Annotated in this window: 13 protein-coding genes and 1 pseudogene; 5 read left to right on the top strand and 9 right to left on the bottom strand. The window is 36.9% G+C overall.

Going from position 1 to position 12,744, the window contains the following annotated elements; all coding sequences use genetic code 11:
• Window positions 1–75 precede the first annotated feature (75 nt).
• Window positions 76–213, bottom strand: coding sequence for a hypothetical protein (locus EW028_RS25150; protein WP_155483390.1), 138 nt, complete (start codon window positions 211–213; stop codon window positions 76–78).
• Between the two features lie 272 nt (window positions 214–485).
• On the opposite strand from EW028_RS25150, the gene EW028_RS04830 reads away from it, so the two are divergent.
• From EW028_RS04830 to EW028_RS04820, 3 genes are all read left to right on the top strand, one after another.
• Window positions 486–995 (top strand): DUF3231 family protein, encoded by a 510-nt coding sequence (locus EW028_RS04830; RefSeq protein ID WP_048392625.1) that lies wholly within the window; start codon window positions 486–488, stop codon window positions 993–995.
• A gap of 488 nt (window positions 996–1,483) precedes the next feature.
• Window positions 1,484–1,600 carry a YjcZ family sporulation protein gene (locus EW028_RS04825; protein ID WP_004225198.1) on the top strand — a complete coding sequence of 39 codons (117 nt, stop codon included), beginning with the start codon at window positions 1,484–1,486 and terminating at the stop codon, window positions 1,598–1,600.
• Window positions 1,601–1,817: 217 nt separating this feature from the next.
• On the top strand, window positions 1,818–2,216 hold the full coding sequence (locus EW028_RS04820) for a hypothetical protein (RefSeq protein ID WP_131520099.1): 399 nt from the start codon (window positions 1,818–1,820) through the stop codon (window positions 2,214–2,216).
• Between the two features lie 199 nt (window positions 2,217–2,415).
• On the opposite strand, the gene EW028_RS04815 is transcribed toward EW028_RS04820, so the two are convergent.
• The 6 genes from EW028_RS04815 to EW028_RS04790 all read right to left on the bottom strand — a co-directional run bounded on the left by EW028_RS04815 (window position 2,416) and on the right by EW028_RS04790 (window position 8,118).
• Complete coding sequence (locus EW028_RS04815) at window positions 2,416–2,616, bottom strand: cold-shock protein (RefSeq protein WP_004225195.1); 201 nt, start codon at window positions 2,614–2,616, stop codon at window positions 2,416–2,418.
• Window positions 2,617–2,986: 370 nt separating this feature from the next.
• A complete protein-coding gene (locus EW028_RS04810) occupies window positions 2,987–3,862 on the bottom strand; it encodes a cation diffusion facilitator family transporter (protein WP_131520098.1) in 876 nt (291 codons plus the stop codon).
• A 343-nt stretch (window positions 3,863–4,205) separates the two neighbouring features.
• Window positions 4,206–4,961: an SDR family oxidoreductase gene (locus EW028_RS04805; RefSeq protein WP_131520097.1), complete on the bottom strand. Its 756-nt coding sequence runs from the start codon at window positions 4,959–4,961 to the stop codon at window positions 4,206–4,208.
• A 233-nt stretch (window positions 4,962–5,194) separates the two neighbouring features.
• A complete protein-coding gene (locus EW028_RS04800; protein WP_131520096.1) occupies window positions 5,195–5,851 on the bottom strand; it encodes a hypothetical protein in 657 nt (218 codons plus the stop codon).
• 46 nt (window positions 5,852–5,897) lie between these two features.
• Complete coding sequence (locus EW028_RS04795) at window positions 5,898–6,371, bottom strand: GNAT family N-acetyltransferase (protein WP_131520095.1); 474 nt, start codon at window positions 6,369–6,371, stop codon at window positions 5,898–5,900.
• Between the two features lie 271 nt (window positions 6,372–6,642).
• Window positions 6,643–8,118, bottom strand: a complete 1,476-nt coding sequence (locus EW028_RS04790) for a methyl-accepting chemotaxis protein (RefSeq protein WP_131520094.1) — start codon at window positions 8,116–8,118, stop codon at window positions 6,643–6,645.
• 138 nt (window positions 8,119–8,256) lie between these two features.
• Between EW028_RS04790 and EW028_RS04785 the strand changes: the two genes are divergently transcribed.
• Complete coding sequence (locus EW028_RS04785) at window positions 8,257–9,219, top strand: MBL fold metallo-hydrolase (protein WP_131520093.1); 963 nt, start codon at window positions 8,257–8,259, stop codon at window positions 9,217–9,219.
• A gap of 174 nt (window positions 9,220–9,393) precedes the next feature.
• Here EW028_RS04785 and EW028_RS04780 read toward each other — a convergent pair whose 3' ends face one another.
• A complete protein-coding gene (locus EW028_RS04780; RefSeq protein WP_131520092.1) occupies window positions 9,394–11,211 on the bottom strand; it encodes a DNA ligase D in 1,818 nt (605 codons plus the stop codon).
• 106 nt (window positions 11,212–11,317) lie between these two features.
• On the opposite strand from EW028_RS04780, the gene ku reads away from it, so the two are divergent.
• Window positions 11,318–12,139, top strand: coding sequence for a non-homologous end joining protein Ku (ku, locus tag EW028_RS04775; protein ID WP_131520091.1), 822 nt, complete (start codon window positions 11,318–11,320; stop codon window positions 12,137–12,139).
• A gap of 31 nt (window positions 12,140–12,170) precedes the next feature.
• Here the strand turns inward: ku and EW028_RS04770 are convergent.
• Window positions 12,171–12,692: pseudogene (locus EW028_RS04770) on the bottom strand (AAA family ATPase).
• Window positions 12,693–12,744 lie beyond the last annotated feature (52 nt).

The following is a 12,744-nucleotide window of genomic DNA, read 5'->3' as shown; positions in this document are numbered from 1 at the left end:
CAATTAAGTCATTGGAGGTTCAAGCATAAACTATATGGAAATGCCACAACCATTGATGATGGCATACTTACCTTCTTACTTCTTTTCTTTTTTATTGAAGGGCTGTTCTTTCTGTTGCTCTTGTTCCTCTTTTACTGCTTCTAATTCTTCAGGATTAAATTCCATTGCTATTTCTTCTTGCTCTACTTCATTCTTTTGCTTTTCTTTTGTCAAAACACTCACCTCCAATATGCTTTAAAGTGGCCTTTCTTAAGAAAATCTATACTTTTCACTTTTTCAAAGCTACATTAAACGTATAACTAAACAGAAAACACCCATTCTATAATTGCGTAGTGTTTCACTACTTAAAGAGCTGCAGAGATTTCTTTCTCTGTGGCTTCTTTTAATTTTTACATTAAAAATTTTATTAAAAATGAATTTTACTTATTTTTTCAGCCATACTAACATGGCTTTAATGGCGAAAAATAAGAAAAGGATGTGTACAGATGGGTATTCTTGGTGGAAATCCAAAAGATGAACCGTTGCATTATGGTGAGGTATTTAGTGTTTGGTCGGGTTTAATTGCAGACTATGGTATGATTTCTGGCTATCAAACGTTTTATAATCATGCTGGTGATGAAGATCTAAAAAAAATTATTGAAGATATCATCGAAACATGCAGGGAAGAAGTAAAGCAATTAGAAAAAATTCTAAAAACAAACGGGATTGCACTACCTCCCGCTTCACCTGAGAGACCTGTAGCAAGACTGGAAGATATTCCTCCAGGTGCAAAATTTAATGATCCAGAAATAAGCGCTGCCCTAAGTGCTGACCTAGCAGCTGGATTAGTTGCATGTAGTCAGGCAATGGGTACTTCTACTCGTGAAGATATCGCATTAATGTTTGGGCAATTCCATATGGCTAAAGCTCAACTTGGTGCAAAGCTTTTACGTTTAAACAAAAATAAAGGCTGGCTTGTACCACCACCATTACATGTTAATTATCCTGAAAAATAAAGACTCATTCGCTTAATTAGTACAGTACTCAAAGACACGTACGTATATATGGAATAAGTTCTAATTAGAAATTTAGAGACAGTACCCTTTCAATCGTACTAGAAACTGTAAGGGTAGATTTGGGGCATCCTACCAGAGATGCCAAATAACTTAAACTAGCTGTAGCGTTTGTCGACGCTGCGGCTTTTTGAATGTATAAATCGACTATATTTACACAAACTATTAATAAGTGTATCGCACACACTTTTATAGGCTTTGGCGTTGGTTGACCGTCATAGTCTTATTTTTATTTTAAAGGCAATAAACTATGCACAATGAGTTAACTTTTCATATAAATAGTAGTGTTAAGCTAAACTAGTTTAACTTGTACCTCCCGAATTGTTACTTAGGGTCACTTTCAGCCGAGTGACCCTTAAATATTTTTCAGTTATTTAAACCTCGTTTCTATACTTTACATATTCTAGGTTCTCGAAAGGAGGGACTTTCATATGGGATATGAAGTTTACGGTTCAAACTATGGCAAGCATGATAATTTATCATTCGCTCTAATTGTTGTCCTCTTTATTCTTTTAATTATTGCTGGCGCTACTTTCTTATATCATTAATAATTACCTTCTATTATCCTCAAATATTCATGCTATGATCAAAGGGTCGTCTTCCACCCTGGTGACCCTTTTTTACTACTTACTTTGTAGCATAGAAGAATATATGTAGAAGCTTGCATATGTAAAGTTTGTAGCTTACATAGTGTACTAATCTAACAAGCAGTTCATAGAATATATCAAGCATAATTTTGGCTAAAAATAACGAAGGAGAATGTCTATGAGCATTGATTTTATTACACTTGCCCCAACAGTCATGCAGGTGTTTAAAGCTGGAGATGCAAATCCCAAAAAAGTAAAGCGCATTGTTTATGGACAAGCTAGCTCAGATGCAAATGGAATAGCAACATTCTACTTTACAGACAATGCATTAGTGAATGGCAGTCCTCTCTTATCTACTCTTGACTATGCAGTGGCAAGTGTATACTCGACAAATTCAACAATAAACTTAAGACCGAGGGTTCAAATGAGAGAGAAGAATATTAGTGGAAAATATGTCTCTGCTAATATTACAAATATTAGTGGTGTGACAGTATTAGGAATTAATGTATTAGGATCGGAAAATCCAGTAAGTGGCGTGATTGTAGATTTTATGATTTTAGGTAGTTTTGATTTGTAAACAGATCATACTGAACAAACTCCCTCGTGTTGCTTTTACATTCTTCTTGGTAAAACCTCTTATCCTCACTTCTCATCGAGAGTAAGCAAGTAACAAATGTATTTTGATATGTAATGAGAAAAAATAAAGACAAAGTCGAAAAAATCGACTTTGTCTACTGAAACCACTCTATTTAAGAATGTTTTTCTTCATTTAAAAATTAAAGTTTAACGATGTTAGCAGCTTGTGGTCCACGTTGACCTTCTTCAACTGTGAATTCAACTTTTTGACCTTCTTCAAGTGATTTGAAACCTTCACCTTGGATAGCTGAGAAGTGAGCGAATACGTCTTGTCCGCCTTCTACTTCGATGAAACCGAAACCTTTTTCTGCGTTAAACCATTTTACTGTACCTTGTGTCATTTAAATGACCTCCAATAATGTTATTAAATAAAATCATACTACTTCCAAAGAAAAAAATTCACATATTACAAAAAGTAACTAACAAAACACGATTACTCTTTGTAATATGTGAATTTATTATTTCTTTAAGAAAGATTCTATTACATACAGTATATGATAAAAAATCGTATTAGTCCAGTGTAAAGTGATTTTTTTTATCAATGAAGGCTAAAACCTGCACGTACCACCATTTTTAAAGGTTAAAATTAGTCATTTCACCGCCATTAAGTAGCTAGAGACAATTGTTTTTGTATTTCAATAGCGACATTCCTTACCTCATTAATCCGTATAGTTTTTGAAGCTGAATATTACATTTAAGGACTTAATTGCCCTATGCATCCTTAGGCTCCACATGGACATGCACTTCGTAAACCCCTTGCTCTTCCACCATATTTTTCTCAACAACCGAAGCAACATCATGTGCTTTCGTGATATTTAACTTTGCATCTACAAGTATAACGACATCAATTACCTCATTATTCCCATAATTTCTTCCTCTGATTTCTTTCAATCCTTTAACGCCATCTATTTTTAAAATAATCTCTTTGTATGTTTGCAGAATTTTCTCATCAAATCCATCTGATAGTTCATGAGAAGCTTCCTTAAAAATCTCCCAAGCTGTTTTACAAATAATGAAACCTACCACAATTGCAGTTATCGTATCTAACCAAGGCATATGTAGTTGTGACCCTAAAATTCCTACAGCGGTTCCAATACTTACCCAAGCGTCTGACAAGTTATCTTTAGCTGCAGCCATAATGGCTTTACTATTGATTTTTCCAGCCAATTGTTTGTTGAAACGATAGACAAAATACATCACCAATGCTGATCCTACCCCTACATAGGCTGCGACCATATCCGGCGATTCTTTACCGCCTTGAAAAATGGAAGAAAAACCACCGACCAATACTTGAATACCAACGGCCATCATAATAAATGATGCGACCATCGATGCAATGGTTTCACTTTTCCAATGACCATAGCGATGATCATGATCTGCTGGTTTTTGTGAAAGCTTTAGTCCAATAAGTACTGCAATAGAGGCAATAATATCTGTCGTATTATTCAACCCATCCGCTTTTAAAGCTTCTGAACCACTCATATAACCAATGCCAACTTTTATGATAGATAAAATTATATAGGCAATAATACTGATGATGGCACCACGTTCACCTAATTTAAGATTATTATATCTTTCTGCTTCCAATTTACTTACCTCCCACTTACGTACCTTATCATCATAACAACCCAATATCGAGTGGGTCTACAGCAACCTTTTTGCCTTACTATACATAAGTAGGCGGAAGATAAAAGTGTTGATGTGGGGAAAAAATAAAGCCCTTAGGAAGAAACGCTGTCACTGGTTCAAAGCCTAGAAATTATTATACTAATCGAATAAAATAGTAGTGTATCTGTTCTTTAAGATTTTTTCCTCCAACGAACACACCTAACAAACCTTGGTCATTTCCAATTTCGGGAATGACCCTTTTTTAGGTACTTATAAGCACGTAGAAAAACCTTGCCACAACTGTAGCAAGGCTTAGAATGAATTATCCTCGTAGAAACCCGCCCTCTGAGTGGATTATTTGTCCAGTTATCCATGTAGCCTCCTCGCTAGCAAGAAAGCTAATCACCTTGGCCACATCCACTGGTGTCCCAATCCGTCCCATTGGAAATTTAGGTAATAGATAGCTTCTAATCTCATCATTCATCCATGTAGAATCTGTTGGCCCTGGATTGACAGCATTGACGGTAATGCCCAGCGGTGCTAGCTCCTGTGCGAATGATCTAGTAAAGGCTGAAATTGCCCCTTTCGTTGCCACATAGGCTAGCTCTCCCATCATAGGACCTAAATCTTGACCAGATGTCATATTAATGATTCTTCCTGAATTTAAATTAGCTTTTTCAAAAAGACGTGCAAATTCCACACAAAGTAGTAAGGTTGATCTCATATTCACCGCGTAATGCTCGTCTAATATTTGAGCATCTAACGCTAGATAACCATCTTGTGCTGAATGGGCAGCATTATTCACTAAAATGGAAGGTACACCTAGTTTTTCGAAAACCGTTTGGAGTATACTTTTTGGAGCTTGAGAATCTGATAAATCAATTGACATTTCTTCACATGAAACACCCATACTCAAAATTTCCTGTTTGAATTCTCCTATCCACTTACGATCAGCATGCCAGTGTGTGAAAAAAACATTGACACCGTCCGTAGCCATTCTTCTACAAATAGCTGTTCCAATATCTTGAGGGTGGCTTGCACCCGTAATGATTGCTATTTTACGTGTTGTTTTATTCATTTCTTTTTACCCCCATGCTTTTTGATGGTTATTGAGATTATGAATAAAAAAAGAGCATTACCATCATGGTCTGCTCCGTTTTTAGAAATACAAAACCCTTACACTGCACATCCTTTGAAAATGACCACCATACCTAGACATACACCCTAAGCTACAGAAATTGTCACATGTAGAGTATGTATTCCCCTCTTCATTTAACAGAATTCATACCAAACAAAATTCGTGATAATTTTCTAATCTAAAATTATAATCTTATTTTGAACATCAATAGAAAAGTTTTCTACATCAAATTGATGCTGCTTTATCATATCTTCCGCTAACTGTTGAGCCTTCTTTTTAGCCTTGTGATTTTTCTCTTCTGTTAAATTAATGCTTACTTGAATTCCTTCAGACGTCATACTATGGTCAATGCTGAAAGTCCCGAAATCTTGGGCAAACATCTTCTCAAATAGATTGGCCATGACATCATTATAACTGAGCCGAGTTGAGATCGCTTCTGCTGGCTCATAGAGTTGCTTTAACGTTATTTGAAAAGAGATGGGGTTTAATTCATTAGCTTTGATAACGTCCAGCATTGTTTCCTCTATGTGTTGCTTTGTCTTGTGATCGACCTTGTCGGGTAATGACACAAGGAGCTCTATTTTTCCATTAGGTGAAATTCCGTAATCTAACAGAAAGCTATAGGATTCTTTGCGCAATGTATAAGAAATCTCACTAATTAAAAATTGATATTGCTGAATATAACGCAATAATTCATCATTACTAGGCTGTGACATAGAAACATTGGTTTTTTCAGCATATTGAATAGGTGCATTTGCCAAAAAGAAAAATGCACCACAAACAATGCTTAAAAGTAGAAACCATAACGTAAACAACCTTTTAATAAACATGTATAGCCCCCTTATTCGGGACTATATGCCAACTATCGAAAGTAAATTACGGTAGAATTTTATAAAACAACACACGATCTTGATTTTCACCACCATAATTACTATGAATGGACATATTATCTATCACCTTGTCACCTTTTTCCATTCTAAAACCCAGATTCGTATGGAAGGCGATGGATACTTCATTAATAGGCGACGTGACACATTTCACAATATTTCGATGGTATTGCTTCACCACATGAAAGAATACATCATATAATCTTTTTGCAATATTCTGTTTTCTGTAATCAGGATGGACCCCAACAAAATGGATGAACGCTTCATTTGTTTTAGACTGCGATAAAAAGCCAATGAGGAAGCCGATAATCTCGCCATCCTTCTCCATAATTAGGCTTGTATTTGTAAAGTGATCAAAAAATAATTTAGGCAGCTTATCTGACATATTCCTACCACCCCACCACTCATTAATCAATGGAGATAAAGTATAGTAATCTGAACTCTGTACACTACGAATGTTCATGGAATCCCTCCTCCTTTTCAAGTCATACAACAGATTTATGGTCTGAATGTATCTACAGCTATTATATAAATGGTGACAATCACCATAGCATACCCCACTAAAAATGCATATTTAAGTTATTGTGCTGAGGCTCATACAAACTCAAAAACAATCACCATAACCAGATATGGATAAAACAATGTAAATGAATACTATCTTTATACCCTCCATCTAGGAAGGTTAATCCTACTCTTATTTTACCCTACCATTTATTTCAATATCAATGGTTCTATTATACCTTTGCCATCACTAATGCCTTTAACGTGTTACTTAAAGCCTGAATGTGGTTCGTGGTGTCTGTCATGCTTACGAGAAGCTGATTTTCATCCTCCACTGAATGTAGAATAGCACCAGTAGAAGCTGCATTTTGCTCCGTCATGTGATTCAGTTTTTCAATTTGCATTTGGATTACCTCAAATTGTGAGATGGCACTACTTAATTCCTGCATCCCTCTTGTTAAATCTGTATTCGTTTCTGTAAAAGAATCCTTTAAATTATTAAAGAAATGACTGACATCCTGTAAAAGCTGTTCACCATGCTGGAGTGCCTTTTCACCGTCATCAGAACGCTGATGAGCCTCTGTTGATTTTTCAAACAAGGTTTTTGTCACATTGGTAATGCTGACAGTAATTGCAGCGCTTTCCTCTGCTAGCTTACGCACCTCATCTGCTACAATGGCAAATCCCTTTCCATGTTCCCCCGCTCTAGCTGCTTCTATCGCGGCATTTAAGGCCAATAAATTAGTCTGTTCTGCAATATGGGTAATCCCCTTTAATAGACTATCCACCGTTTGTAGGCTGTATTGAAGCTCTTTGACAGTTTCCACTGTTGAGCCCATCGCATAACTCATGACGCTCATTTGAGTCATGGCATCCTGCATTTTATCCCATCCTGCTAATACTTCTTGTTGTAGCTCAGTAGATTTAGCGACCGTATCCTTCGAAATCGTCAATGTTTTATTGACAAAATGAACCGAGTCGCCCATTGTGCCGTGAATCATTTGCAAACTGGATGCCTCCTGCTGAATACTTGCAGAAATATCCTCTGTCGCTACTAAAATTTGCTTACTAGAGCCAGAAATCCTTTGCATTGTTTGTTGGAATTGCGTGACATGCTTGTCCAATGCCTGACTGCTCTTTTCAATTTCCTGAAATGTATTTTGTAGTTGATTGAAGGATGCACGCACTTCATTTTGCTGGATTTCTGCATGTTGAATCAGTTCATTCCCCCATTTTGCCAGCAAATAAAAAGCTATAATGACCCCATTCATAATTGCCAGAAGTGTCACAAAGACAATGGTATCATCAAATGGGCCTAACAATGATGACGAGTTGACCATATATAAAATGAAAAAACTAAAATTGGTTAGAATCCCAAAGAAAACAATCAATTCTTTTTTAAAATACAGGGCAATAATGGCCACTGTGCACAGTAAAATATAATGTTTATTTAATGAGAAGCTATCAAGCAAAAATAAGGTAAACACAACACTTGATGGAATGAGGCCAAAAATAAAGCCTTTGACATACGTTTTTATAGGTAAAAAATAATTACATACCGCTAACGCAATGACAGCTAGCCCGATCAATAAAAAATGGATGCCCTTTGATAGAATCATAGGTCCGCATATTAGAATGGCCAAAATTGAGATAATAGCCAAATTGACACGATGAACTTTTCGTGTATCATAACGAAGTTTATGCTCCATTACTATCCCCCTTAAAAAATGAATAGACATTCAGTTAAATTTTCTATTATTATATAGTATAACAACTACTTTTTGTAGCTAAATATTGCATTTATAAGCAGAAATAGCTTATTTTTGAAATAAAAGGGGGAAATTGAATTGACTAGCGTCCAACAAATTGCACCAAATTTCTACTGTATCGATACACATGATTTAGGTCGAGAGCAGCGAACAAGCTCCTATCTATTAATCGATGAAAAGATTGCTCTCATCGAAACTTCGGCCAGTCCATCCGTACCTTATATTATGGAAGGGTTACAGAAATTAAATATTGCAGTAGAGGATATAGACTATGTCATCGTGACACATATTCATTTAGACCATGCAGGCGGAGCAGGGTTATTTTTGCAAAGCTGTCCCAATGCTAAATTAGTGGTTCATCCACGAGGCGCAGCCCACATGATTGATCCAAGTCGTCTTATCCGCAGTGCTAAAGGAGTTTATGGCGCTGAATTTGACCGCCTTTTTGATTCAATTGTGCCCATTGACGCTGCAAAAATTATAGAAGTTCATCACGAACAGCGTTTACAATTAGGTCAACATCAATTAACGTTTTATCATACTGAGGGACATGCTAAGCATCATGTTTCAATGCTTTATTCCGCTACAAACGGCTTGTTTGTAGGAGATACCACAGGTGTTCGCTATCCCGAAATGGATGAGGAAGCAATTGATTTAATCATTCCGTCCACCTCTCCAAATCAATACAACCCTGAAACAATGGAACAATCCTTAAAATTGTACGAAAAGCTACAAGCAAGTGAATTATACTTCGGTCACTATGGGGCTTATAAAAATCCAGCTGAAGCCTATCGTCAGGTGCGCTATTGGACACCGCTCTTTTTAGAAGAAGGTAGAAAAGCGCAAGCAGCATCCAGCCAGTTCCAAGAACAAGTTCACTACTTAGATGCTCGCTTAAAGGAACTTTTATTCAACTATCTACAGGAAAACGACATTCCGTCCGATCATCCTGTCTATCAAACCATCCCATTCGATACCATTGTGTCCGCAATGGGCATACTGGATTACCTCGAAAAAGTAAATGCACAGGTTCCACTATAACGGCAAAAAGAGGTGTTCCCAATGACATTGGGAACACCTCTTTTTTAGAAGCGCTTGCAGTATTGGTCAAAGCGATCTTTTTTGTAAACCTGAGTTTTATCAGGTAAACCCTGCTCGTTTTACATCGCACAGCGCTCATGCCCTGTCAGAGCTTCCCTATCCCCATAAGTGTCCTCATGCCTTTAATTGATCTAGAACTGCTTGAAAATTTTGTTGCTCCCCTACTTCACGAAATAATTGAAAGGGATTGCTCATTTTTTTCATGCGCGCCATGACAAAGGGAATCGTAAAAAGTGTTGGTGTTAGGTTTTCATTGACCTCCTCCCATAGAAGCGGTGTTGCTACTAAACCCATTTCATTGCCCCGAGTAGAATACGGGGCAATGATAGTCTTGCCCTCTGCATGCTGGACATAATCTAAATATAATTTTTCATGACGATTCTTCTTTAAACGCTCAATTGTATATAAATTTGGCTTTTGCTCACATAAAAAGCGACAAACAAACTCTGTAAAAATACGTACCTCTTCATAAGTAAATGTATTTGCGGGTAAAGGAATATACAGCTGTAAACCTTTTCCACCTGATGTTTTGACGAAGGATTGGAGCTGAAAATAATCAATAATGTTCTTTAAATCAAGTGCGCCTGAAACGGCTAATGAAAAATCTTGTACTGAGGGAGGATCTAAGTCGAAAACGATTTCTGTCGGGTACGGAGAATGATGTGTTTGAAATGGAATGTGGAACTCTAATGCCAGCTGATTTCCAAGCCACAATAACGTTTCCAAGTTATTACATACGATATAATCAATATCATCCATCACAGCTGTTGCCACAAAATCAGGCATTTTTTCTGGTCTACTTTTTTGATAAAAACTTTCACCTGGAACACCATGTGGATAGCGTATTAGCGTTAGAGGGCGATCCTTTAGAAAAGGCATTAAATAGGGCGAAATATTTTGCAAATAGAACAAGTATTGATCCTTTGTAATACCCATATTCGGCCATACAGGCTTGTCTGGATGTGTGATAGCAACTGAATCAGGGATAGGATACAGTTGACGTTGCATGTGCAGCCAATGACATTGCTCAGGTGCTATCTCTAATCGAAAGGCATGAAATCTAGGTTCCCGAAGCTTACTACCATCAAAATCAATACAGGCAATATCAACACAAATCGAAGGCTCAAGTGCCCATAGCTCCTTTTTACGCAGTCCATTAGTCTGAAAGAATTTGACAAGTGTTTGATGCTCTTCCTCTGTCATCCCATGCTTAAACGTAACGACTTCTCGTAATTCATTGTCCTCAAAAACTGCACCATGAAAATAACTATTGCTATGGTCATATTGTGTGACAATGACTGTGACATAACGCCAATTTTTTATCTTTAACCAATGATTTGATCGTATGTTTTCAAGCCATTTACTTGTTTTCTTCTTAGCAACAATGCCTTCCCCATTGTAAAGCTTGATAGACTGCCATAAGCTCTCATGCTCCTCACTACCATGTATAACTTGGATAGGCGTTGGATTCTCATAGTTTACGCTTGGCCATTTGAACTTCGTCGCAAGCTTGACCAATTGCTCCTTTCGCGTTTTTAAATAGTGGTTTTGGAGAGATTCTCCTTTAAGGGTTAAAACATCAAATGCTAGATAGTGAAAAGGACATGAATGAGCATGTTCCTGAATCACGTCTTGATTTTGCATTCTCCCCCTCTTCTGAACAACGGCAAAATCACTTTTATAATGATTGCGTAAATAAACTAACTCCCCATCCAAGGTTAGGGGTAAAAAGGTTTGGATGGATGTATATATTTGCTGACAAAAAGCTAAAATTTCGGGAAACAGGTGATTTAAATGTCGCCCATTTCTACTAATGAGCTTCGGCTCCTCATCCCAAACTAATAAGCAGCGAAAACCATCATATTTTGTTTCAAATAGCCATTCATCTCCACTAGGAATATCGTTTGTTTCCGATAAAAGCATTGGTTTCATTTCACAATACCTACTTTGCTTTTTATATTCAGTGTTTGAAGATTTCATTTTAAGATACATAAAAAACCTCAAAATACATCATAGTAAGAAAAACGAGGTGACAACAATGCATACAGTGTGGAAAGGCAGTATTTCCTTTGGACTTGTTAATATTCCTGTGAAACTACATGCTGCAACTGAAAATAAAGATGTCAAATTGCGTCAGCTTCACAAAGACTGCCATACGCCGATTAGTTATAAAAAGGTTTGTGAGGGCTGTAACCAAGAGGTAACAGATGAGGATATCGTGAAGGCTTATGAATATGCCAAAAATAAATTTGTTGTGTTGGATCAAGAAGATTTAGAAAACTTGCGTAAGGAAAATGAAGATAAGGCTGTGGAAATTATTGATTTTGTGCAATTAACTGAAATCGATCCAATCTATTTTGAACGCACCTATTTTTTATCACCCGATTCGACGGGAGCCAAAGCCTATTCATTGTTACGAAAAACATTAGAACAATCAGGGAAAATAGGCATTGCCAAAATCGTTATCCGCTCTAAAGAGCAACTTGCCATTGTGCGTGTTTATCAAAATGCCCTTGTGATGGAAACAATTCACTATCCAGATGAGGTAAGGAGCATTGGCGATGTCCCTAATATTCCAAACGAACAGGATGTAGTACAAAAGGAGCTCGATACAGCCCTCATGTTAGTGGAACAACTAACAACTACATTCAACCCTGAAAAATATACAGATGATTACCGCAATGCTTTATTAGAACTAATTGAAGAAAAGAAAGCTACAAATACGATATCTACAAGCGATAAACAACGTCCAATTCCTGAAAATGTCACGGATTTAATGACAGCTCTACAGGCCTCTTTAGAAAAAACAAAAAAGCCCGCTACAAGAAAACGGACTACACGTACAAAGAAAAATGCCTAAGAACAAGCGTATCCTGACATCGGGATACGCTTTAGAATTGTCGAAAATAGGAATCTAAATCCTTATTGCGCTGAATCATTAAAAGTTTAGCCAATACAGCATGTTGCTGTTTAAAGAATTTAGGCTTTCCTACCCTTTCAAAGCGTTTATTCTAACGAAACATTTTAAAAAAGATCGAAAAAGTAGGTTGATAGTGAGCTTTTTCGAAGCCCATTTTTTGTTTCATAAATCTTTTTATTATACGAAAGACTCGAATTTTATAAGGCGTATCGAGAAAGATAATGCAATCAGCTTGCTGGAAGCTATCAACAACCCACTCCTCCTGATGGATCCCCTCTATAATCCAACTGTTCGTTTGGAGAATGGTTTGTAAGTGCTCCTTTTTTTCTTCATCTGTTCTTAGAATATCCCCTGATTCCTTTCGCATCCATGCCACATTATCAAGCTCATAATAAGGAATCTGCAAGGTTTTAGATAACTTCCTCGCCAATGTCGTTTTCCCACTGCCAACGGACCCAATGATATGTATTTTTTGTGGAAACGCTTTTGTCACAGAACCCCTCCATTGTATGTACCTTTGTAGAAATAATTCCTTTATTATACAA

The organism is Lysinibacillus sp. OL1 (assembly GCF_004332175.1).
GTDB classification, from domain to species: Bacteria; Bacillota; Bacilli; order Bacillales_A; family Planococcaceae; genus Lysinibacillus; species Lysinibacillus capsici.
This window is presented reverse-complemented; position numbering and strand designations above follow the sequence as displayed.

What these genes read in the sequence shown, in the direction of transcription:
- EW028_RS04830 (WP_048392625.1), top strand. Translation starts at nt 486, where the DNA reads ATGGGTATTCTTGGTGGAAATCCAAAAGATGAACCGTTGCATTATGGT.
- EW028_RS04825 (WP_004225198.1), top strand. Translation starts at nt 1,484, where the DNA reads ATGGGATATGAAGTTTACGGTTCAAACTATGGCAAGCATGATAATTTA.
- EW028_RS04820 (WP_131520099.1), top strand. Translation starts at nt 1,818, where the DNA reads ATGAGCATTGATTTTATTACACTTGCCCCAACAGTCATGCAGGTGTTT.
- EW028_RS04815 (WP_004225195.1), bottom strand. Translation starts at nt 2,616, where the DNA reads ATGACACAAGGTACAGTAAAATGGTTTAACGCAGAAAAAGGTTTCGGT.
- EW028_RS04805 (WP_131520097.1), bottom strand. Translation starts at nt 4,961, where the DNA reads ATGAATAAAACAACACGTAAAATAGCAATCATTACGGGTGCAAGCCAC.
- EW028_RS04800 (WP_131520096.1), bottom strand. Translation starts at nt 5,851, where the DNA reads ATGTTTATTAAAAGGTTGTTTACGTTATGGTTTCTACTTTTAAGCATT.
- EW028_RS04795 (WP_131520095.1), bottom strand. Translation starts at nt 6,371, where the DNA reads ATGAACATTCGTAGTGTACAGAGTTCAGATTACTATACTTTATCTCCA.
- EW028_RS04790 (WP_131520094.1), bottom strand. Translation starts at nt 8,118, where the DNA reads ATGGAGCATAAACTTCGTTATGATACACGAAAAGTTCATCGTGTCAAT.
- EW028_RS04780 (WP_131520092.1), bottom strand. Translation starts at nt 11,211, where the DNA reads ATGAAACCAATGCTTTTATCGGAAACAAACGATATTCCTAGTGGAGAT.
- ku (WP_131520091.1), top strand. Translation starts at nt 11,318, where the DNA reads ATGCATACAGTGTGGAAAGGCAGTATTTCCTTTGGACTTGTTAATATT.